The 21,803-nt window shown below is 67.5% G+C and carries 22 protein-coding genes; 10 read left to right on the top strand and 12 right to left on the bottom strand.

The annotated features are described in order from the left end of the window. Positions 1–63 precede the first annotated feature (63 nt). From infB to rimP, 4 genes are all read right to left on the bottom strand, one after another. Positions 64–3,102: a translation initiation factor IF-2 gene (gene infB / locus ACFWUP_RS07520; protein ID WP_379231810.1), complete on the bottom strand. Its 3,039-nt coding sequence runs from the start codon at positions 3,100–3,102 to the stop codon at positions 64–66. A gap of 108 nt (positions 3,103–3,210) precedes the next feature. Continuing rightward, positions 3,211–3,522 (bottom strand): YlxR family protein, encoded by a 312-nt coding sequence (locus ACFWUP_RS07515; RefSeq protein ID WP_379231809.1) that lies wholly within the window; start codon positions 3,520–3,522, stop codon positions 3,211–3,213. 85 nt (positions 3,523–3,607) lie between these two features. Next, positions 3,608–4,621, bottom strand: a complete 1,014-nt coding sequence (gene nusA / locus ACFWUP_RS07510) for a transcription termination factor NusA (protein WP_379231808.1) — start codon at positions 4,619–4,621, stop codon at positions 3,608–3,610. Next, positions 4,618–5,253 carry a ribosome maturation factor RimP gene (gene rimP, locus ACFWUP_RS07505; protein WP_379231807.1) on the bottom strand — a complete coding sequence of 212 codons (636 nt, stop codon included), beginning with the start codon at positions 5,251–5,253 and terminating at the stop codon, positions 4,618–4,620. The genes nusA and rimP overlap by 4 nt, the downstream gene beginning before the upstream one ends. 183 nt (positions 5,254–5,436) lie before the next feature. Here rimP and ACFWUP_RS07500 point away from each other — a divergent pair, with 183 nt between their 5' ends. Beyond that, positions 5,437–6,084, top strand: a complete 648-nt coding sequence (locus tag ACFWUP_RS07500; RefSeq protein ID WP_379231806.1) for a hypothetical protein — start codon at positions 5,437–5,439, stop codon at positions 6,082–6,084. After that, positions 6,081–6,512: a ferritin-like domain-containing protein gene (locus ACFWUP_RS07495; RefSeq protein WP_379231805.1), complete on the top strand. Its 432-nt coding sequence runs from the start codon at positions 6,081–6,083 to the stop codon at positions 6,510–6,512. Before ACFWUP_RS07500 ends, ACFWUP_RS07495 begins: the two co-directional genes overlap by 4 nt. A gap of 99 nt (positions 6,513–6,611) precedes the next feature. Here the strand turns inward: ACFWUP_RS07495 and ACFWUP_RS07490 are convergent, their stop codons facing one another. After that, positions 6,612–8,363: an acyl-CoA dehydrogenase family protein gene (locus ACFWUP_RS07490; RefSeq protein ID WP_379231804.1), complete on the bottom strand. Its 1,752-nt coding sequence runs from the start codon at positions 8,361–8,363 to the stop codon at positions 6,612–6,614. 197 nt (positions 8,364–8,560) lie between these two features. Then, positions 8,561–10,309, bottom strand: a complete 1,749-nt coding sequence (locus ACFWUP_RS07485; RefSeq protein ID WP_379231803.1) for a proline--tRNA ligase — start codon at positions 10,307–10,309, stop codon at positions 8,561–8,563. 258 nt (positions 10,310–10,567) lie between these two features. On the opposite strand from ACFWUP_RS07485, the gene ehuB reads away from it, so the two are divergent. Genes ehuB through yaaA form a run of 5 tightly spaced genes read left to right on the top strand, consistent with a single transcriptional unit; the run spans position 10,568 to position 14,376 of the window. Next, entirely contained in the window at positions 10,568–11,455 is an 888-nt protein-coding gene (ehuB, locus tag ACFWUP_RS07480; protein ID WP_379231802.1) for an ectoine/hydroxyectoine ABC transporter substrate-binding protein EhuB, read from the top strand. A 7-nt stretch (positions 11,456–11,462) separates the two neighbouring features. Continuing rightward, positions 11,463–12,179 (top strand): ectoine/hydroxyectoine ABC transporter permease subunit EhuC, encoded by a 717-nt coding sequence (gene ehuC, locus ACFWUP_RS07475; protein WP_379231801.1) that lies wholly within the window; start codon positions 11,463–11,465, stop codon positions 12,177–12,179. Next, complete coding sequence (ehuD, locus tag ACFWUP_RS07470; RefSeq protein ID WP_379231800.1) at positions 12,176–12,823, top strand: ectoine/hydroxyectoine ABC transporter permease subunit EhuD; 648 nt, start codon at positions 12,176–12,178, stop codon at positions 12,821–12,823. The genes ehuC and ehuD overlap by 4 nt, the downstream gene beginning before the upstream one ends. 4 nt (positions 12,824–12,827) lie before the next feature. Continuing rightward, on the top strand, positions 12,828–13,583 hold the full coding sequence (gene ehuA, locus ACFWUP_RS07465) for an ectoine/hydroxyectoine ABC transporter ATP-binding protein EhuA (protein WP_379231799.1): 756 nt from the start codon (positions 12,828–12,830) through the stop codon (positions 13,581–13,583). Positions 13,584–13,632: 49 nt separating this feature from the next. Then, positions 13,633–14,376, top strand: coding sequence for a peroxide stress protein YaaA (yaaA, locus tag ACFWUP_RS07460; RefSeq protein ID WP_379231798.1), 744 nt, complete (start codon positions 13,633–13,635; stop codon positions 14,374–14,376). 128 nt (positions 14,377–14,504) lie between these two features. Here yaaA and ACFWUP_RS07455 read toward each other — a convergent pair whose 3' ends face one another. Next, positions 14,505–15,182: an NADPH-dependent F420 reductase gene (locus ACFWUP_RS07455; RefSeq protein WP_379231797.1), complete on the bottom strand. Its 678-nt coding sequence runs from the start codon at positions 15,180–15,182 to the stop codon at positions 14,505–14,507. A gap of 139 nt (positions 15,183–15,321) precedes the next feature. On the opposite strand from ACFWUP_RS07455, the gene ACFWUP_RS07450 reads away from it, so the two are divergent. Further along, positions 15,322–16,164: an SGNH/GDSL hydrolase family protein gene (locus tag ACFWUP_RS07450; RefSeq protein WP_379231796.1), complete on the top strand. Its 843-nt coding sequence runs from the start codon at positions 15,322–15,324 to the stop codon at positions 16,162–16,164. A 1-nt stretch (position 16,165) separates the two neighbouring features. Here the strand turns inward: ACFWUP_RS07450 and ACFWUP_RS07445 are convergent, their stop codons facing one another. From ACFWUP_RS07445 to ACFWUP_RS07435, 3 genes are read right to left on the bottom strand one after another with little or no spacing between them, the layout of a single operon-like run. After that, positions 16,166–16,558 carry a VOC family protein gene (locus ACFWUP_RS07445; protein WP_379232305.1) on the bottom strand — a complete coding sequence of 131 codons (393 nt, stop codon included), beginning with the start codon at positions 16,556–16,558 and terminating at the stop codon, positions 16,166–16,168. Continuing rightward, on the bottom strand, positions 16,558–16,872 hold the full coding sequence (locus ACFWUP_RS07440; RefSeq protein WP_379231795.1) for an ArsR/SmtB family transcription factor: 315 nt from the start codon (positions 16,870–16,872) through the stop codon (positions 16,558–16,560). Before ACFWUP_RS07440 ends, ACFWUP_RS07445 begins: the two co-directional genes overlap by 1 nt. A 21-nt stretch (positions 16,873–16,893) precedes the next feature. Beyond that, a complete protein-coding gene (locus ACFWUP_RS07435) occupies positions 16,894–17,835 on the bottom strand; it encodes a LysR family transcriptional regulator (RefSeq protein WP_379231793.1) in 942 nt (313 codons plus the stop codon). 50 nt (positions 17,836–17,885) lie between these two features. On the opposite strand from ACFWUP_RS07435, the gene ACFWUP_RS07430 reads away from it, so the two are divergent. Then, on the top strand, positions 17,886–18,575 hold the full coding sequence (locus ACFWUP_RS07430) for a type 1 glutamine amidotransferase domain-containing protein (RefSeq protein WP_379231791.1): 690 nt from the start codon (positions 17,886–17,888) through the stop codon (positions 18,573–18,575). 85 nt (positions 18,576–18,660) lie between these two features. Here the strand turns inward: ACFWUP_RS07430 and ACFWUP_RS07425 are convergent, their stop codons facing one another. Then, on the bottom strand, positions 18,661–19,293 hold the full coding sequence (locus tag ACFWUP_RS07425; protein ID WP_379231789.1) for a metal-dependent phosphohydrolase: 633 nt from the start codon (positions 19,291–19,293) through the stop codon (positions 18,661–18,663). Positions 19,294–19,382: 89 nt separating this feature from the next. Between ACFWUP_RS07425 and ACFWUP_RS07420 the strand changes: the two genes are divergently transcribed. After that, complete coding sequence (locus tag ACFWUP_RS07420; RefSeq protein ID WP_379231787.1) at positions 19,383–20,027, top strand: LysE family translocator; 645 nt, start codon at positions 19,383–19,385, stop codon at positions 20,025–20,027. 9 nt (positions 20,028–20,036) lie between these two features. Here ACFWUP_RS07420 and ACFWUP_RS07415 read toward each other — a convergent pair whose 3' ends face one another. Continuing rightward, positions 20,037–21,776 (bottom strand): PucR family transcriptional regulator, encoded by a 1,740-nt coding sequence (locus ACFWUP_RS07415; protein ID WP_379231785.1) that lies wholly within the window; start codon positions 21,774–21,776, stop codon positions 20,037–20,039. Positions 21,777–21,803: the final 27 nt, after the last annotated feature.

Below are 21,803 nucleotides of genomic sequence, written 5' to 3'. Positions count from 1 at the left end.
ATGTGTACGCCCGCACGCCGCACCCGAGAATCGGATGCGGCGTGCGAAGCGGTGTTGCGTTTATCAGTCGCGCGGCTTTTCACGAAGCTCGTAAGCCTCGATGATGTCGCCTTCCTTGATGTCGCTGTAGGTGACGGTCAGACCGCACTCGAAACCTTCGCGCACCTCGGTGGCGTCGTCCTTCTCCCGCTTGAGCGAGGAGATGGTCATCGTCTCGGCGATCACTCGACCGTCGCGGATCAGGCGCGCCTTGGCGTTGCGCTTGACCGAACCCGACTGCACCATGCAACCGGCGATGTTGCCGATCTTGGACGAGCGGAAGATCGCACGGATCTCCGCGCGGCCCAGCTCGACCTCTTCGTAGATCGGCTTGAGCATGCCCTTGAGGGCCTTCTCGATCTCGTCGATCGCCTGGTAGATGACCGAGTAGTACCGGATGTCGACGCCTTCGCGGTTGGCCAGCTCAGTGGCCTTGCCCTCCGCGCGGACGTTGAAGCCGATGATGATCGCGTTGGAGGCCGACGCCAGGTTGACGTTGGTCTCGGTGACGCCACCGACACCGCGGTCGATGACGCGCAGACGCACCTCGTCGTCGATCTCGATGCCGAGCAGGGCCTCTTCGAGGGCCTCGACGGTACCGGAGTTGTCGCCCTTGAGGATCAGGTTGAGCTCCGAAGTCTCCTTCAGTGCGGCATCCAGATCTTCCAGGCTGATCCGCTTGCGGCTGCGAGCGGCCAGTGCGTTGCGCTTACGCGCATTGCGGCGATCGGCGATCTGACGGGCGATGCGGTCTTCCTCGACCACGATCAGGTTGTCACCGGCGCCGGGCACCGAGGTGAAACCGATGACCTGGACCGGGCGCGACGGGGTCGCCGCGTGGACGTCCGCGCCGTGCTCGTCGACCATGCGACGGACGCGACCGTAGGCGTCGCCCGCCACGATCGAGTCACCGACGCGCAGGGTGCCGCGCTGGATGAGCACGGTGGCAACGGGGCCACGGCCGCGGTCGAGGTGCGCCTCGATGGCAACACCCTGGGCGTCCATGTCCGGGTTGGCCCGCAGGTCGAGCGAGGCATCCGCGGTCAGCAGCACTGCTTCGAGCAGCTGATCGATGTTGGTGCCCTGCTTGGCCGAGATATTGACGAACATGGTGTCGCCGCCGTACTCCTCGGTGACCAGGCCGTACTCGGTGAGCTGCTGCTTGATCTTGTCCGGGTTCGCACCCTCTTTGTCGATCTTGTTGATCGCGACAACGATCGGCACATCAGCGGCCTGCGCGTGGTTGATCGCTTCCACCGTCTGCGGCATGACGCCGTCGTCGGCCGCGACCACGAGGATCGCGATATCGGTGGCCTTCGCACCACGCGCACGCATGGCGGTGAACGCCTCGTGACCCGGGGTGTCGATGAAGGTGATCAGACGCTCTTCCTCGTTGAGGTTGGTGAGCACCTGGTACGCACCGATGTGCTGGGTGATGCCACCGGCCTCGCCCTCAGCGACGTTGGCCTTACGGATCGTGTCCAGCAGTCGGGTCTTACCGTGGTCGACGTGACCCATGACGGTCACGACCGGCGGACGGTGCTCGAGGTCGTCCTCGCCGCCGGCGTCTTCGCCGTAGGTGAGGTCGAACGACTGCAGCAGTTCGCGATCTTCGTCCTCGGGGCTGACCACGTGCACGACGTAGTTCATCTCGCCGCCGAGCAGCTCGAGGGTCTCGTCGTTCACCGACTGAGTGGCGGTGACCATCTCGCCGAGGTTGAACAGGGCCTGCACGAGAGCTGCGGGGTTCGCGTCGATCTTCTCGGCGAAGTCCGACAGCGAGGCGCCACGGGCGAGGCGGATGACCTCACCGTTGCCGCGGGGCAGACGCACGCCGCCGACGGCGGGAGCCTGCATGTTCTCGTACTCGGCGCGCTTCGCCCGCTTCGACTTACGGCCACGGCGAACCGCGCCACCGGGACGACCGAACGCACCGGCTGCGCCACCACGGCCACCGGGACCACCGGGACGACCGCCGCCGCCACCGGGACGACCACGGAAACCACCGGCCGCGGGAGCACCTGCACCCGGAGCGCCGGGGGCACCGCCACCGCCACCGCGGTAACCGCCACCGCCGCCGCCACCACCGGGACGGCCTGCGCCGCCACCGCCGGGAGCGCCACCGGGACGACCGCCGCCACCGGGACGACCCGCGCCACCGGGGGCAGGACGTGCCGAACGTGCGGGCATGGCACCGGGGTTCGGACGCGGAGGCATCGAACCCGGGTTGGGACGGGGACCACCGGGACGCGGGGCACCGCCCTGCGCGGCGGCCGGGCGCTGGCCCTGACCACCCTGCGGGCGAGGACCGCCCTGACCGGGAGCCGGACGCGGACCACCCTGACCGGGAGCCGGACGGGGACCGCCCTGACCCGGAGTCGGGCGAGTGCCGCCCTGACCCTGGCCCTGACCGGCCGGACGCGGCGCGGGACGCTCACGATCGGGGGCCGAGCTGAACGGGTTGTTGCCGACGCGCGGAGCCTTGGGGCCCGGCTTCGGGCCGGGACCGGCCGGACGCGGGCCCGGAGCCGCAGCACCGGGAGTTGTCTGGGCCGGACGGGTCTGACCGGCGGCCGGGGCCTGGGTCGGACGCGGCGCGGGAGCCGGACGGGGGCCGGGCGCCGGAGCGCCTGCGGGCTTGGTGGCCGGAGCCGACTGCTGCGCGGCGGCCGGAGCGGGGCTCGCGGGTGCCGGGGTAGCGGGCTTCGCTTCGACCGGAGCGGCCTCGACCTTGGGCGCGACCGGTGCGGCAGGAGCTGCCGGGGCGGGCGCGGCCGGAGCCGGACGCGGACCGGGGCGAGGGCCACCGGGGGTGGGCTTGGCGCCAGCCGGACGGGCTGAGGCTGCTGCCGACGACGGGCCGGGACGGGCCGCCGACTTGGCATCGGCCGCCGGAGCGGACTTCGATGCCAGTGATTCGCGCAGACGACGGGCGACGGGTGCTTCCACCGTCGACGACGCCGACTTCACGAACTCGCCTTGCTCCTTGAGCTTCGCGAGTAGTTCCTTGCTTGTGACACCGAGTTCCTTAGCCAACTCGTGCACGCGGGCCTTGCCTGCCACTGCTCTCCTCACTGAGAGGCCGAGCAGTGACGCCGCCTAGGTAAGGCGGGCCCGCACGACCTCGGGTTATCTCCGACGGACGTTCATCGTTGGTGCTTCACGGTGTGCTCATGAGTGCTCGTGCCTGTTCTCGAGGTACTTATCCAGGGCTGAGATATCCAGATTTCCGGACACTCGTAGGGCTCTGCCGAATGCTCGGCGCCGCTCTGCGGAACGCAAACAAGCTGAAACGGGGTGCAACCAGGCACCCCGTCCGGGAAGTCTGCGCCGCGGATCGGGAACAATCGCGACATCGGAATTCCGATGCTGCGCCACGATCCGCAACAGGTCGGCAGACGACTCGCGCTGACGGCATCCGATACAGGTGCGAACGGATTGCGCGGGCCGGTCCTGTACCCACTCTACCGGTGACCCGGTCATAACGACGAACCCCTCCCCTCCGGAAGTTACGAAGATGTCATCCGCGGGCAGGGATTCGACGTTCTCGAATCAGCTACGGTGCGCGCTACGGCCGGGCGGACTCGTCCGGTATCGGAGCCGCGTCGCTGCGGATATCGATCCGCCAGCCCGTCAGACGGGCTGCCAGGCGGGCATTCTGGCCCTCCTTGCCGATGGCGAGGGAGAGCTGGAAGTCGGGCACGACCACGCGGGCCGCCCTGGCATCGGGATCGACGACAGTGACCGATACCACTTTCGACGGCGAGAGTGCGTTGCCGACGAAGGTGGCCGGATCCTCGTCGTAGTCGATGATATCGATCTTCTCGCCGGCCAGTTCGCTCATCACGTTGCGCACGCGCTGACCCATCGGGCCGATGCACGCACCCTTGGCGTTCACGCCCTGGACGGTGGACTGCACGGCGATCTTGGAGCGGTGCCCCGACTCGCGCGCCACCGCGACGATCTCGACGGAACCGTCGGCGATCTCGGGCACCTCGAGCGAGAACAGCCGCCGCACCAGGTTCGGGTGGGTGCGCGAGAGCTGGATCTGCGGGCCACGCGGGCCACGCGAGACGCCGTAGACGTAGCACTTGATCCGGTCACCGTGCTCGTAGGTCTCGCCGGGCACCTGCTCGGCGGGCGGGATCAGACCCTCGGCGCCGTTGGCCTCGCTGCCGATGCGCACCACCACGATGCCGCGGGCGTTGGCCCTGGCGTCGCGCTGGACCACACCGCCGACGATCTCACCCTCGTGGGTGGCGAAGTCGCCGAAGGACTTCTCGTTCTCGGCATCACGCAGCCGCTGCAGCACCACCTGGCGGGCGGTGGTGGCGGCGATGCGGCCGAAACCCTCTGGGGTGTCGTCCCATTCGGAGACGAGGTTGCCGTCGGCGTCGAGTTCACGCGCCATCACCCGCACCACACCGGTCTTCTGGTTGATGTCGATGCGCGCGTTGGCCTCGTGGCCGTCGGTGTGCCGGTAGGCGGTGAGCAGTGCCGACTCGATCGCCGAGATCACGGTCTCGATCGAGATGCCTTTGTCGGCGACGATCGCCCGCAAGGCTTCGATTTCAATATTCATTCCGCAACCCCTTCGGTGGGAGTGTCACTGTGCTGTCCTGGTGCGGCGAGGTCGGCCGGCTCTTCGCCCGGTACCGGGCGGCCCGGCGCGATGCCGCCCGCGAGTTCGAGTTCGGCGGCACCCGGTGCGTTGAACTCGACCTGGACGACAGCCTCGGCGATATCGGTGAGCGGAACGTGCACGCGATGCGGCTTGATCTTGCCGCCGAGCACGAGCGCGATGGTGGGGTTCTCGGCGTCGGCCACCTGGCCGACGCGCGCGTCGAAACGGGCTTTGCCCTCGATCCGCTCGGCACCGTCGGCCAGTTTCACGCGGACCTTGCGGCCCTGCGCGCGGCGCCAATGCCGTTCGGTGGTGAGCGGGCGTTCCACGCCGGGCGTTGTCACTTCGAGCAGATAGGCGGATTCGCCGAAATCGCCTGCGGCATCGAGAAGTTCGGACATATCGCGACTCAGTGCGGCGATGGCGTCCAGGTCGGCGGGGCCGTCGCTGTCGACGGTCACCTTCACCCGAACCGGAGCCAACTCACCATTGCCTGCAGCCACGATCGCAACGCCCTCGAGGTCGAATCCCCGGCGTGCGACGAGCTCAGCGACTAGCTGGCTCACCCTTTCCTCGGTGGGCATCGGCATATGGGCGGCTCCTGGTTCAGTTGTGACGCGATCGGAAATATCTACGCCGAAGGTCTAGCGTAACGCGCTCAGAGAGTGTAAAGGACCAGGCGCCGACCACCGCGCACCGGTCCGACTCGGCGTGCCCGAGGCATGTCGGAACGCGCGCGAACTCCCCGCGCGAGATCTGGCACGATGGTGCACGTGCCCCACCGCCTTCCCGTCCCGCCGAGCGCCGGGCGACCTTCCGGCATGCGCCCCGACCGGCACGAACCCCCTCTCCCGAGGCTCGAGCCCACCGCCGCGCACCGCCATTCGACCAACACTTGGCGCCGCCGCACCTTGCTCCGGCTCGCCGGTGCGAGCGCGATCGGCATTCCGGCGATAGCCACGCTGGCCGCCTGCGCCGAGGACGATACCGTGCACGCCCCGGATCCTCTTGCCGCACAGGAGGTTCTGGCCCGAGCCGATGCCGCCGCCGCGACCGCCGCGATCGCTTTGGCCCCGCAGTCGAACGCCGCGTTGAACACGATCGCCACCGAGCGCACCGCGCACGCCGACGCTTTGCGCACCGAAATCGACCGGGTGATCGGCGTTTACGGTGACGGCACCACGCCCGTGCGTCGCACCGGCGCACTGACCGTGCCCGGCCCCGACGGGTCCCCGGTACCCGCCGCAGAAGTCGAGACCGTGTCCGCGCAGCCGACGACCGTCGCACAGTTGCGCGATCAGCTGGTTCGCTCCCAGCAGTCCGCCGCCGAGCTGGCTCGCACCGAATCCGGTTATCGCGCAGGGCTACTCGCGTCGATCAGTGCGGCCTGCGCCACCCAGGCAGGAGTCCTGCTGACATGACCGACCAACGCAAGTCCCTCCAGAACGCCCTGGACGCCGAGTACGCCGCCGTCTACTCCTACGGGCTGATCGCCGCGTACGCCAATGTCGACCGGGCTCGCCTGGTCGCCGAGTTCAGCGCCGCGCATCGAGCACGCCGCGACGCCACGATCGAATTGCTCGAGGCCGACGGCACCGCACCCGAGGCGCCCGCCGCCGCCTACAACCCGCCCGCACCGGTCGACGACCCGATCCCGGCCGCCCACCTCGCGGTCAGCGTCGAATCCGATTGCGCCGCAGCGTGGTACGCCGTTGTCGAGAACGCCACCGACGCCGCAGTGCGTGCTACGGCGACCGAAGCGCTCACCGAAGCCGCTATTCGCCGGGCCCGCTGGCAGTCGATCCTGGGCACCGGCCCGTGGACCGTCGCCTTCCCCGGGCGTGCGTAAACCGCCGACTCATCCGGCGTAATCACGCAAAACGCTGTCGTTCAGTCAGAGAACTGACTGGAGCGACGCGTTTTGCGTGATCATGCCGGGGCCACACTGCTACGGGCGCATCGCGTACGCGCCGTCGTAAGCCTCCACCTGCTGCCACACCCGATCGAAGCGTTCCTTGTCGGCGACCGGGCTGCGCAGTGCCCCGATCGCCCACGCACGCTGCGCCTCGGTGACCGACGGCTTGCCGAGCAGTGCCGACGCCTGGGTGTTGAAGTCGCGGATCTGGAAGTCGAAGATCTGGTCGAGCACGTCACGGTCCAGGCCGGTGAGCTCGGCCTGCTCGAGGATCAGCTGGCCGTAGACCACCGTGGAGAACAGGTGGCCGATGGTCAGCATGAAGTCCAGGTCCTTCTGCTGGTCCGCATCCGGTGCCGCGGTCAGCAGCAGCGTCTGCAGCGCCTTGGCCTGCTCGTAGAACCGGGCGACGTTGGGCACGTCCGAGGCCTGCTCGTAGGCCGGGGTCCAGTCCGCGAACTGCACCTTACCCGCGCCGCGCGCCGGGCCCTGCGCCCAGAAGAACGCCTCGTCACCGGCTTCGAGCTTGGTGCCGACGGCCGGGTATTCCTTGGGGTTGAACAGGTAGTTCGGCATGAACTTCAGGATCTGGCCCACGTTCACGTGCACGGTGCCCTCGAGGCGCGGCAGGTGGTTGATGTAGCGCGAAGCCTGCGCGAAGTAGGTGGCCTTCTCGAATCCCTTGGCCGCCAGCACATCCAGCAGCAGGGTCATCGCGACCTCGCCCTCGGAGGTGACCTTGGACTTGGTCATCGGGTTGAACAGCAGGTAGCGGCGGTCCTCGAGGGAGGCGCTGCGGAAGTAGTCCACGGCGCGATCACTGAACAGCTTCATCGCGATCAACCGGGCGTAGGCGTCGACGAAATTGCCGCGCACATGGCCGAAGTCGGTGACCGGGTTGCCGTAGAGGATGCGGTTGTTGGCGTGGGTGATGGCCTCGAAGAACGAGTGCTCGACCATGCCGATGCTGCCGTGGCAGAGGTTGAACTTGCCCACGTTCACGGTGTTCAGCGCGGCCGAAAAACCTTCCGGCCCTTCATGAAGCACGTCGGCGGCGGTCACCGGGTAGTTCTCCAACCGGAAGTGGCTGACATACATCTGGCCGTGGATAACACTCTCGACCAGGTGGTAGTTGTCATGACGACTGTCAGCGGCGAACCAGATGTAACCCTCCGGCCCTTCGACATCACCGCGCCGCGAGAACACCGACACCATCGAGGCCACATTGCCGTTGCCGATGTAGTACTTCTCCCCGTTGGCGCGGAACAGAATTCCCGCTTCGGCGTCGGCACTACCCGGCTCGCTCGGGGTGAGAATCAGATCGGTGTTGTAGATGTCGGCACCGTGATCACGCTCCGACAACGCGAACGCCATCACCTGACCGTCATCGAGATCAGCAGCAGCCTTGCGCTTGGCGATCTCGTTGTCGCTCTGCCAGATCGGGCCGAGCCCGAGAATGGTGACCTGCTCCGCGTACCAGTACGCGAGCCCGTAGAACCCGAAGATCTCCGACAGCGCCGCGTTGCGGGCCGCGTCCCAGCGCTTGTTCGGGTCGCCGTCGGCGTAGGCGGCGGGGGTGAGGAAGGTAGCGAACAGCTTTTCCTTGCCGACGAACTCCAGAAACTCCGAGGTCCACACCGCATCGCGATCCTCGACCAGCAACTGCGCCTTGCCCTTGGACTCGAACCACTCGATAGTGGCCTTCAGCAGCCGCCGCGTCTCAGCGTCGAAGTGCTGCGGATCGTAGGTGGCAGGGTTGAACAACAGGCTGGGCGAACTCGTCATGCCCGTTAACTTAGCAGCGCCGCCCACCCGCCACGCCGAGTCTCGAGCCCGCTACCTGCACTTTCGCCTACGTAGCCGTAGGTTTCCCGAGAACTCGACCGCGCCCCAGGCGCCCGGGCCGCCGACGACCCCGGCGCCCGGACAACGCAAATCGCGCCGCCCCACAGCGAGTGGGACGGCGCGATCGGTGAACGAGATCAGCCGCGGATCTTCGCGGTGACCGTGCTGACGGCGTCTTCGGCCGGGATCTCCTCGGCTTCGCCGGTGAAGCGGTTGCGCAGTTCCACCTTGCCTTCGGCCCAACCGCGGCCGATGACGAGGATCCAGGGCATGCCGAGGAGTTCGGCGTCCTTGAACTTCACGCCGGGGGAGGCGGTGCGGTCGTCGAAGAGGACGTCGAGGCCTTCGGCGTTCAGGCCGGCGACCACGTGTTCGGCGCCGTCGCGGGCGGCGGCGTCCTTGTTGGCGATCACCACGTGCACGTCGAAGGGGGCTACTTCGGCGGGCCAGCGCAGGCCCTTCTCGTCGTGCTGCTGTTCGGCGATGACGGCGACCATGCGGGAGACGCCGATACCGTAGGAGCCCATGGTGAGGCGTACGGGCTTGCCGTTCTCGCCGAGGACGTCGACGTCGAAGGCGTCGGTGTACTTGCGGCCGAGCTGGAAGATGTGACCGATCTCGATGCCGCGCGCGGAGACCAGCGGGCCCGCGCCGTCGGGCGAGGGATCGCCGTCGCGGACCTCGGCGGCCTCGATGGTGCCGTCGGGGGTGAAGTCACGCCCGGCAACAAGGCCGACGACGTGCTTGCCCTGCACATCGGCGCCCGTGATCCAGGCGGTGCCCTCGACGACGCGGGGGTCGACGAGGTAGCGAACGCCGTTGGCCTGCAAGCCCTTCGGGCCGATGTAGCCCTTCACCAGGAACGGATTGGCGGCGAAGTCGGCCTCGGTGAGCAGTTCCACCTCGGCGGGTTCGACGGCCGCGCCGAGGCGCTTGTCGTCGACCTCGCGGTCGCCGGGGATGCCGATGCCGAGGATCTCGGTCTTGCCGTCGGGGTGGCGCAGCTTCACCATCACGTTCTTCAACGTGTCGGCGGCGGTCACCGTGCGCCCGAGGACATCGTTGGCGTTGGCCCAGTCGACCAGCGTTGCGATGGTGGGGGTGTTCGGAGTGTCGTATTCGACCGCGGCGGCCTGGCCCTCGATGGGCAGCGGCGCGGGCGCGGGCGTAACCACGGCTTCCACATTGGCCGCGTACCCGGACTCGGCGCAGGCCACGTAGGTGTCCTCACCGACGGGGCTGACGGCGAGGAATTCCTCGGACGCGCTGCCGCCCATGGCGCCGGAGGTGGCGGCCACGATCACGTACTCGACGCCGAGCCGGGAGAAGATCGCCTGGTAGGCCTTGCGGTGGGTGGCGTAGCTCTCCGACAGACCCTCGTCGGTGAGGTCGAAGGAGTAGGAGTCCTTCATGGTGAACTCACGCCCGCGCAGGATGCCGGCGCGGGGCCGTTCCTCGTCGCGGTACTTGGTCTGGATCTGGTACAGGGTGACCGGCAGATCCTTGTAGGAGTTGTACTCACCCTTCACGGTGAGCGCGAACAGCTCCTCGTGGGTGGGGCCGAGCAGGTAGTCGCCGCCCTTGCGGTCCTTGAGGCGGAACAGGCCGTCGCCGTATTCGGTCCACCGGTTGGTGGTCTCGTAGGGCTCGCGCGGCAGCAGCGCGGGCAGCGAGATCTCCTGGGCGCCGGTGGCGTCCATCTCCTGGCGCACCACGTCCTCGATCTTGCGCAGCGTGCGCAGGCCGAGCGGCAACCACGAGTACACGCCCGGTGCGACGCGGCGGACGTAGCCGGCGCGAACCAGCAGTTTGTGGCTTGGCACCTCGGCGTCGGCGGGATCGTCTCGCAGGGTGCGCAGGAACAGGCGGGAGAGGCGGGTGATCACGGATGCACACGGTAGTCCCTGGTCCGGCGGTGGCGACAGCCGATTACCTCCTTGGCGCTCGCCGACCCCCGAAAACCGGCCCGAACACAAATGCGCCGATAAGGTTACCCATTACAATTCCATTTGAATCATCAGATAACAACCTGATAACGTAACCATGCCTGACAATTCTGAGATGACTAGATTTTCCGTATACGTCAATTACACACATACAACAGAAAATTTGCGGCGCCGATGCCGCCCTTGCGAGAGGTCACAATGGCTGAGACGAAATCCATGTCGAAACGCTGTACAGCAGTGTTCGCCGGTGCAGCGATGGTGGCCGCGACCCTTGCCGGATGCACCAAGACCGAGACCACCGAGAGCGGCCAGCTGCTGCAGTCGCTGAAGGACAAGGGCACGATCACCGTGGGTTTCGCCGGTGAGGCGCCGTATTCGTTCGAAGACGGGGGCCAACTCACCGGCGCCACCGTGGCCCTGCACAAGGAGATCTTCGCCAACCTCGGCATCAAGACCGTCGACGGCGTGCAGACCGAGTTCGGCGCCCTGATCCCCGGCCTGCAGGCCAATCGATTCGATGCCGTGAGTGCCGGAATGTCGATCTTGCCGAAACGCTGTGAACAGGCTTCTTTCAGCGAACCGGAATTCATGTACACCACCGCACTGATGGTGAAACCCGGTAATCCGATGAATTTGACGGATATGCAATCGGTCCAGGCCAGCGGCGCGAAATTGGCCGCGATGACCGGTGCCATCGAATCCGATTACGCCGATGCGCTCGGCATCGACGCCACCCAGGTCGCCACCCCGCAGGACGGGATGGACGCGGTCACCTCCGGGCGCGCCGACGTGTTCGCGCTCACCGCGATCTCGCTGAACTGGCTCAAGAGCCACACCCCCAACGCCGCGGTCGACGTGACGCCGTCGTTCGTCGCCGTCATCGACGGCAAGCCGCAGGTCGGCGCGGGCGGCACCGTGTTCCGCACCAGCGATCCCGATCTGCTCGCCGCCTACAACACCGAGCTGGCCAAGATCACCGGCGACAAGGACAAGTACCTGTCGATCGTCGGCAAGTTCGGCTTCACCGAGCGCGAGCTGCCCGATCCGAAGTACACGACGGCCAAGCTGTGCAAGGGCGAAATCTGATTCACGCATGAGCAATCTCGATGCCGTGCGCGATGCCCTGCCCTCGTTGTGGCAGGGCATCGTGGTCACGCTGGAGCTGACCATCGGCGGCGCGCTCCTCGCGTTCGTCCTCGCCCTCGCCCTCGGCACCACCGCTCGCGTGCGCAATCTCGCCGCGCGCGGCAGTGCCAGGGTCATGATCGAATTCTTCCGTGGCACTTCGCTTCTGGTGCAGATCTTCTGGCTGTTCTATGTGCTGCCACTGCTCGGCTACAAGCTCGACCCGCTGTTCTGCGGCATCCTGGCGCTGGGCCTGAACTACGGCGCCTATGGTGCCGAGGTGGTGCGTGGCGCGCTCAACGCGGTGCCGCGCGCGCAGTTCGAAGCGGCTGTGGCGCTGAACTTCAGTCCGTGGCAGCGGATGCGGCGGGTGCTGTTTCCGCAGGCCTGGGCGCTGATGCTGCCCTCGCTGACCAACCTGCTGGTCCACCTGCTCAAAGGCACCGCGGTGGCGTCCTACATCACCCTGCACGATCTGACCTACGAGATCGGTGACCTGCGCAAGGACACCAGCGACACCCTGTTCTCCTTCGGTGTCGGCCTGCTCATCTACTTCGTCCTGGGCTACGTACTCACCCTGGGCATGAACCTCCTGGAGACCCGCGCCAAGACCAAGCTGGGTCGCGGAGCCTCGCTCAAGGAAGTACTCAGCCTGGCGCCCGAAGAAACGAAGGCGGCCCCATGACAGCGGAATGGAGTTGGGAGCGCGCCCGCGAGGCGCTGCCGGTGCTGTGGGACGGCTTCCAGATCACGTTGCTGGCGACGGTGCTCGGTTTCGCGCTGGCCGCGGTGCTCGGGCTGGTGATCGCGATGATCCGGCGCACGATGCCACGCGCCATCGCCGCGCCGGTGCACGCGGTGAGCGAGTTCGTCCGGCTCACCCCGCTGGTCGTGCAGTTGCTGTTCGCCTACACCCTGTTGACCCAGTTCTCGGCGCTGCAGATCGGCATCGTGGTGCTGGGCATCCACTATTCGAGTTACCTGGCCGAGGTGTATCGCGCCGGGATCGAGGCGGTGCCCAAGGGCCAGTGGGAGGCGGCGCGCGCGCTGTCGTTGCCGCCGGTGCGCACCTGGGGTGCGGTGGTGCTGCCGCAGGCGATCCGGGCGAGCCTGCCCGCGCTGGGCACCAACGCCGTCTCGATGTTCAAGGACACACCGTTCCTTTTCGCCATCTCGGTCGTCGAATTGGTGACCGCCGCACAGCAATTCGGGGCGCGCAACTTCGCGTACCTGGAGTCGATCACGATGGCCGGGGTGTTCTTCCTCGTCGCCAGCTACCCGACATCTGTGCTGATCAGAAGACTGGAGAAGCGCCTTGCCTACTACTGACGAGATGATCAGGTTCGATCAGGTGGTCAAACGCTTCGGTGATCTCACCGTGCTCGACCATCTCGATTTCAGCGTCAGCCGCGGGGAGAAGGTCACGCTGATCGGGCCGTCCGGCTCGGGAAAGACCACGATCCTGCGACTGCTGATGACCCTGGAGACGATCAGCGACGGTGTGATCTGGGTCGACGGCGAACCGCTCACCCACACCGAGCGCAACGGAAAACTGGTGCCCGCCAAGGAGAAACACCTGCGCAAGGTGCGGACCAAGATCGGCATGGTGTTCCAGCAGTTCAACCTGTTCCCGAACATGACCGTGCTCGAAAACATCACCGAGGCACCGATTCACGTGCTGGGCAAGTCGAAAGATGAAGCGCGCGAACGTGCCCGGCACCTGCTCGACATCGTCGGCCTGTCGGACAAGGCGAATGCCCACCCCTCGCAACTGTCCGGCGGTCAGCAGCAGCGGGTGGCGATCGCGCGCTGCTGCGCGATGGATCCGAAGGTGATGCTCCTGGACGAGGTCACCTCGGCGCTCGACCCGGAACTGGTCGGCGACGTCCTCGACGTCCTACGCACCATCGCCGAGACCACCGACATCACGATGCTGATCGTCACCCACGAGATGCGCTTCGCCCGCGAGGTGTCGGACCGGGTGCTGATGTTCGACTCCGGGCGCATCATCGAACAGGGTCCGCCGGACCAGATCTTCGAGGCACCGACCAACGAGCGCACTCGCAAGTTCCTGGAAGCGGTGCGCTGAACGGGGCGGGGCGCGGTAGCAGTTCCTGCGGCGATTACCGTTGACGATCGTGCTGGTGCTGCTGCCTCCCTCCGAAACCAAGTCCGACGGCGGATCGGGCGCGCCGCTGAACCTCGACGATCTCGCGATGCCACAGCTCGGCGCGGTCCGCGACAAGCTGCTCACCGAGGTGGTGCAACTCGCGGCCGACCCCGCGCAGTCCGCCGCCGTCCTCGGCTTGGGCAAAGGCGCCGACGCCGAGGTCGCCCGCAACGCGAGCCTGCGCACCTCGGCGACGCGCCCCGCCCTGGAGCGCTACACCGGCGTCCTCTACGACGGACTCGACGCCAAGTCGTTCACCAAAGCACAGCGCGCCAAGGCCTACGCCCGCCTGGGCATCGGCTCAGCCCTGTTCGGCGCTGTCCGCGCCGCTGACCCCATCCCCGCCTACCGCCTCTCCGGCGGCACCAAACTCCCCGGCCTGCCGACACTTTCGGCCGTCTGGCGCGACGTGCTCCCCGACGCCCTCTACGCCGAGGCCGCAGGCGAGCTCGTCATCGACCTACGCTCGGGCACCTACCAGCAACTCGGCCGAGTCCCCGACGCCATCACCGCCAACGTCCTCACCGAACACCCCGACGGCTCCCGCACCGTCGTCAGCCACTTCAACAAACACCACAAGGGCCTGCTCGCCCGCGCTCTTGTCCTCACCCGCGCCGACCCCACCGACATCCGCGCGGTAGCCAAAGTGGCGACCAAAGCCGGTCTGCGTGCCGAGATCGCCTCGCCCACCGAACTTCTCATCATCACCTGACCCGTTCCCGGGATGCGACATCGATTCGATGGGTCGACGTCCTACAGGCTGAAACACACAGTTCCTCGAGCATCACTCCGGCCGGGCGACGCTCGACCGGATGCAGACGGCAGGCAGGCACTGAGCGGCTAGACCTCGGCGGCGGCGAGGGCCGCGCGGACATCCTCGGCGCTGCCACGCTTGGCGGCCGGCGGCCAGTTGCCGTCGGCGACGGCGTAGGGGTTGACGTAGACCGGGGTGTCTCGTTGGGAGCGACGGCTTTCGGCGAGGGAGCCGCCGTCGACCACGTCGTAGCCGATGGTGTCGATGAAGGCGGTGGCGAGCTTCTTGGCGTCGGGGTCGTCGGCGAAGATGGGCAGGGCGGAGCGGTCGGCGGCGCCCGCGGGGCGGGCCAGTTCGGCGAGGTTGGCGTAGACGATGTTGTTGAACGCCTTGACCACCTTCGAATCCGGGAGGTGACGTTGCAGCAGTTCGCTGGTGGTGGTCTCGTCGGCGTCGAGTTCGGGGAAGGCGCCGTCACGGTCGGGGTAGTAATTGTTGGTGTCGAGCACGACCTTGCCCGCGAGCGGTGCGACCGGGACTTCCCGATAGGCCTTCAACGGAACGGTGACCACCACGTAGTCGCCCGCTTCGGCCGCCTCGGCCGGGGTGGCCGCCCGCGCGTGTGGGCCAAGGTCGGCGACCAGGTCAGCCAGGGTTTCGGGGCCGCGTGAGTTGCTGAGTACCACGTCGTAGCCCGCGTCCACCGCCAATCGTGCGACGGTGGAGCCGATGTGTCCGCTGCCGATCAATCCGATTGTCGTCATGTGCGGGGACAACCAGCGGCACCCGACGGTTGTTCCCCAGCTCATCATCACGCTTCAGCGAGCGGTGCCGACTGTTGTCGCGCACAAAGCTGAGCGGCAATGCCTGCGCGAGGCCGGCGGCCAGGGGCACAGTGGCCGCATGAACAACTGGCTGCGCGCGATCGCGACGACATCCATGATCGCGACAGCCGCGATCACTCCTGCCGCCGTGCACGGCCAACCGACGCCCGAAGCCGGGGCCCGATACGTGGCCCTCGGTGATTCCGGGGCGGCCACCACCGGCGCGATCAACCTCGACCTCACCGCACCCCTGCGCTGCGTGCGCTCGACGACCAACGCACCCAAGTTGGTCGCGCAACGACTCGGGTTATCACTGGACGACCGGACCTGTAGCGCCGCGAAGATCCCCGACCTGTATCGCTCGCAAGGCGCGGGAGTGGCACCGCAGCTGGACGCTCTCGGGCCCGCCACCGAGATCGTCACCCTGCACATCGGCGCCAACGACGCCGACATGACCGAATACATCCTCGGTCACTGCCACGCGAAACCCGGTGGCTGTGCGACGGTGGCAGACCCACGGTGGGACAGCGATATCGACGCGATCGCGCCCGCCTACGCCGCCGCGCTCGACGAAATCGCCCGCCGCGCACCGAAAGCCACCGTCTTCGTCGACGGTTGGCCCACCTACCTGACCGATGCCAGCTGCCCGGCGATGCTCGGCCTGCTGCCCGCCGACGCCGCCTACATCCAGTCCAAGTTCGAGCGCCTCAATTCCGTGGTCGCCCGGGAAGCCGAAAACCATGGGGCCGTGTACATCGATACCGTCGCCGCGTCGAAGGAGTTCGGGATGTGCGCTGACCCGTCGACGCGCTGGTTCGACCCTCTGGTGGCCGACCGCACCCTGCTCCCCTACCACCCGACGCTCGCCGGACAGCGCGGCGTCGCGGACGTGATCGCGTCGGCGATCGAAGCGACCCGCTGAACTACTCGGCGATCGGGGCCATCAGCTGGATGAGGTTGCCGCAGGTGTCGTCGAAGACCGCGGTGCTGACCGGGCCCATGACGACGGGCGGCTGGGTGAAGAAGACGCCGCGGTCGACGAGCCGGGCGTACTCGGCGTCGAGGTCGTCGACGGTGAAGACGATGACGGGAATGCCTTCGGTGCTCAGCGCCGTCTTGTAGGCCTTGGCCGCCGGGTGCTGGTCGGGCTCGAGCAGAAGCTGGATGCCGTCGACGTCGGCGGGTGAGACGAGGGTGAGCCAGTCGAATTCACCGACGGGGACCTTGTCTTTGACCTGGAAGCCGAGCACGTCGGTGTAGAAGGCCTCGGCCTTGGCTTGGTCGTCGACGAAGACGCTGGTCACTCCGATGCGGATCATGGGTTCTCCTCGGTTGTCGGCCATCGCGTCGAAATCGCTTGCAGGGGCGTGAAATCGGCGTGATGGAACTTGTATCGACCTTGTCGGCGGGTGTGGACGAGACCGGCTTGCTCGAGCACCCCCAGGTGCTGGGTGATCGCCTGGCGCGACGAGCTGATGTCGTGCTTGCTCACGAGCCGGGCGCACAGTTCGAACAGGGTTTGCCCGTCGCGATCGGCGAGTTCGTCGAGCAGCGCGCGTCGTGTCGAGTCCGCCAGTGCGGTGAAAATATCGGTCACGCGGGCACGCTCCTGTTCGCTCCCCCGAACCATAGGCAAGCGTTCACTTGCCTGTCAAGCGCACCCCGCCCGCCACCCGCGCGCCGCCTCCACCAGCCGAGCACGGACCAGGTCGACGTGCGGCCGCGACGGCGCACCGACCCTGCGAGCCAGGAAACCGGTGTTGATCGGCGGATCCACGGGATCGAGCAGCGTCACCAGCGTTCCGTCGGCCCGCTCCCGACCACACAGGTAATGCGGTAGAACACTGATTCCCGCCCCGGCCGTCACCGCGGCGAGCACCGCCCGCAGGTCGCCGACGATCAGGGCCGGTTCGGTTTCCAGGCGGGTGTCGAAGACGTGGCGCCAGTACCGCCGCAGGATCGGCAGGTCGGCGGCGTAGCTGACGAGCGGGATGCCGACGAGCGCGACCGGACCTTCGGCGCGCAGCCGTTCGACGTCGATCCGGTCGGCGATCGACGGGGCGGCGACCAGCAGGAACTCCTCGTCGACCAGCGGTTCGGCCAGTACCGTCCGCCCCCGCGGGCGACTGGTAGCGAACACCAGATCCAGTGCGCCCGAATGCAATCGGGCCAGTAGGTCATCGGTGTGTCCGGTGCTGACGGTGAGCCGCACACCGTCGGCGACCAGCGGCGCGAGCGCGGGCACGATCTTGGCGGCGAGCATTTCCGCCGGGCCGCCGAGCAGCACCGGCGGTTCGGGCGGCGTCGCACGGTCTGCCGCCGCACCACTGACGACCGTTTCCAGCGCGTCGAGCGGGCCGCTCACCCTGGCGGCGAGTTCGTGTCCGGCAGCGGTCGGCGTCACGCCACGGGGCAACCGTTCGAACAGGGGTCGGCCGAGGTGGCGTTCGAGCGCCTGGATCTGGGTGGTCACGGTAGGCTGGGACAGCCCCACCTGGGCCGCACCGGCCGTGAGCGATCCGGTCCGCAGGACGGCCAGAAAGGTCCGCAACTGCACCAGATCCATCGACCCATCGGCTGACCTATGTCTCATATAGGCGAGTCTATTGGTCAGGAGATGCCATCGACCCTAGCGTGGTTCCCATGGCACACATCCTCTTCGTTCTCACCGGCGCCGACCACTGGACACTGGCCGACGGCACCGAACATCCCACCGGGTACTGGGCCGAGGAATTCGCGGCGCCGTATGCGGCATTCATCAGCGCGGGCCACACCGTCACCGTGGCGACGCCCGCCGGCGTGATTGCCCCGGTCGACCGGGGCAGTCTGGCCCCCGAGGTCAACGGCGGTCCCGAAGGGGCGGCGGCGGTCGCCGAAATCGTCTCGGGTGCAACCGAACTGCAGAATCCGATCCCGATCGACAAGGTCGACCTCGCCGACTACGACGCCGTCTTCTACCCCGGCGGACACGGCCCGATGCAGGACCTCGCCGTCGACCCCGTCTCCGGCGCCCTTCTCAACGACGCCCTCGCCTCGGGCAAACCGCTCGGCATCGTCTGCCATGCCCCCGCGGCTCTGCTCGCCACCGGCGAAGCGGGCCCCTCCCCCTTCGCCGGCTACCGACTCACCGGCTTCAGCAATGTCGAGGAGACCCAGGCGGGTTTCGCCGACAAGGCGAAGTGGCTGCTCCAGGACCGATTGGTCGCCCTCGGCGCCGACTACCGCGAGGGTGACCCGTGGGCGCCGCACATCGAGGTCGATCGCAACCTCTACACCGGCCAGAACCCCGCGTCCGCGGCGCCGCTGGCCGCCGAGATACTCGCCGCCCTCTGAAGTACCGGCGTAATCACGCAATCGGCCTCGTTTCAGTCAGATATTTGACCGAAAGACGTCGAATTGCGTGATTACGCCGGTCCCCTCAGCCGATCGCGGCGGTGAGTTCGGCCAGTTCGGCCGCGAGGTTGGCACGGGCGACGGCCTCGTAACGGTCGTGGGCGAGGTCGGTGCGGAAAAGACGCGGCTGGTCGGCCAGATTGCGCAGTACCGAGGCGCGCCCGGCCCGGAACAAGTCGTCGGGGACGTGCGCGTATTCGGCGCGGATCGCAACGGTGTAGGCGGCGTATTCCTCAGGGGTACCGCCGAGGACGACAAGGTCGGCATCACAGAGCACGGCGCCGTTGGCATCGCCCGGCTGCGGCTTGTGCCCGCGGGTCAGCACCACGAGCCGCACCACTTCCTCGACCAATTCCGGTGCGGCACCGAGCGATTCGAGGATATCGCGGCCCAGATCGGCGCTGCGCTCCTCGTTGTCGGCCCGCGCGACCGCGTAGATCGCGTCATGGAAGAAGGCCGCGTACCGCACGGCATCGATATCGTCTGCGGCATCGGCCAATTCGTCGATCGCCGCGAGCATCACCGCCAGATGCGTGACGGTGTGGTAGCGCCTGTGCGGTTCGTTGTAGCGCCCCACCACACCCGCCCCGATTTGTTCGGCCTCGACCCCGGCCAACGCGGTCCACCGGTCCAGGAGATTCTGCGACAACGCACTCATACAACAAGTTTCGCCGTCCACACCGACACCCACAACCCCCCGATATCCTGCCCATTGCCACCGGTCCAGCTGCCCGATAGCGTGGGGCGATGGCGTCTTCGGCTCATCTGGCTTCGTTCGCGGGGTTGGCGTTTCTGCTGGTGATCGTGCCCGGGCCGAGCGTTTTGTTCACTATCGGCCGGGCGCTCACCGTCGGGCGGCGTTCGGCGCTGCTGACTGTGCTCGGCAATTCGATCGGGGTGTACGGCCAGGTTGTCGCCGTCGCGTTCGGGCTGGGCGCGGTGGTCGCGACCTCGGCGGCGGTGTTCACGGCGATCAAGCTGGTCGGCGCCGCCTACCTGGTCTTCCTCGGCGTGCAAGCGTTTCGGCATCGTGGTGAGCTGCAAACGGCTTTCCATGCCGAACAGGACGTGACCTCGCACAGCCCCGCCGCGGCACTGCGCGACGGCTTCGTTGTCGGAGCCGCCAATCCGAAAACCATTGTTTTCCTGGCAGCGCTGCTGCCACAGTTCGTGGACACCACACGTGGTTCGGTGCCACAGCAAATGCTGATCCTCGGGCTCTGTATCCCCGTGTTCGGTTTGATCTTCGACTCGCTCTGGGCATTCGCGGCGGGTTCGGCGCGGTCCTGGTTCGCGCGGTCGCCGCGCCGTCTCGCCGCCGTTGGCGGCACCGGTGGCCTGGTCATGATCGGGCTCGGCACATCACTGGCGCTCACCGGGCGCAAAGACTGAGCTACGAACCTAGAGCTTGTCGCCGGTGAGGTCGCGCACGAGCAGCGCGGCGTGCAGTGACGTGCGCGATTCGCCGTCGTCGAGGTCGACAGCGAGGACGCGTTCGATGCGGGCGAGGCGGTCGTAGAGAGTGGGTCGGCTGATCGCGAGAGCTTTCGCCAGTTCGGTTTTGTTGCCCGCCAGGTCGAGAAAGCGACGCAGGGTGCCGGTGAGATCGGTAGTCTGGCGGATGTCGTAGCGCAGCAGCGCGCCGAGTTCGGCCTCGGCGAAGCTCTGCACACCGGGCTCGTCGCGGATCAGCGAAAGCAGGCCGCGCAGGCGAATATCCGCGCTGCGGAAGAACATTCGGGCGGGCGCCGAGATCATGGACAGTGCCACCTCGGCGACGCCCGTGGCATGGGCGAGCCTGCCCGCGGCGTCGAGGAGCGAATCCGAATCGGGACCGACGCCTGCGACAGCTCGGCGCACCCCGTCGACCCGGCGAACCTCACCCAGCACCGCCGCACAGACTTCCGTCAGACGTGCATCGAGTTCCCCGCCGCGGGTCACCCCGAGAATCACCATGATCCGTTCCCCGTCTGCACCACCCCGCAGTCGTCCGGGAAGCGCCGCCGTCGAAGGGATCGCCGCATCAGGCTCAGCTCCGCGACCGCGCGCTGGTGCGGCTCTGGCGGACTCACTCACAGCGCCCCGCGCCCCACTGGAACGGAGTCGTCCAGGCCGATGTTCGGCGGCACTCAACGCAGAGGCGTCAACCAGGCCGAGCCCGTGTGTCACCGCTTCTACGATCGCCGCGCTCCGTCGTTGCACCGCGACAGGATCCGAGGCGGCGCCGGTCTCGATCTCGAGTGCCAGGGGCACATAGCGGGCTCGCCGGTGCAGACCGAGTGCGGCAGCTCGCGCTTGCGCGTCACGTTCATCGGTCACCCGCCCTTCCACCAGGTCGGCGATCAAGCCGGTTTGGGCTTGCCGGTGCAGACCGAAGCGGTCCTTGTCGATCATCCGGTGCAGGGTGATGGTTTGCGCGGCGCGCTCCAGGACCATGCTCACCCGGGAGGTCTGTGCCCGTTCGGAGCGCAGGATCAACCGGCCCCAGCGCTGCGTGTGCGGTCCGACACCGACCACCCACGGCCCCGCGGGCAGCATCCGCGACACGGACTCCCAATCATCCAGCAGCGCAGCCGAACTCGTGTGCCGGGAGGTGGCGGCAAGCACTCGATGCGAGAGGTCTTCGAGCACCACAGATGCGTCGAGCATGGTGGCGGCGGTCTGCACGATCTCGGCGAGCGCGGCGCGGCGCACGCTCAGCTCGGTGAAGGTCTCGTGCACGGTACGAGCGAATTCGAGTTCGGCGTACTGGTCGGCGACGATCGCCCGGTGGACGGCTTCGGTGATCTCCACGAAGCGGGTCACCCGGTGCAGCACGATCACCGGCAGCCCCAGTTCGGCGGCCGTCGCGGCCACGACAGGACCGAGCTCGCTCACATAACTGCCGAGTTCCACGACCAGTCCGGCGATGCCTGCGGCGGACAGGGACCGCAGGTAGGCGATCCGGGCCTGCTCGGGTGCGGCGAGTGCCTGCCCGGTGGTCAGGATGAGTTCCGAGCCGACCAACAGATCGGCGACCGCGGCCTGATCGCTGACATGCACCCAGCGCACCGGACGGTCCAGGTTCGTGGCACAGATGACCTCGGGCTGCCCGGCTTGCATCACGGGAGTCGCGAGCACATCAGCCACGGTCAACAGCACCTACGAATCGTAATACGAAACCCGTAA

Origin of the sequence: Nocardia sp. NPDC058658 (assembly GCF_042716665.1) — a bacterium.
Classification (GTDB): Bacteria; Actinomycetota; Actinomycetes; order Mycobacteriales; family Mycobacteriaceae; genus Nocardia.
This window is presented reverse-complemented; position numbering and strand designations above follow the sequence as displayed.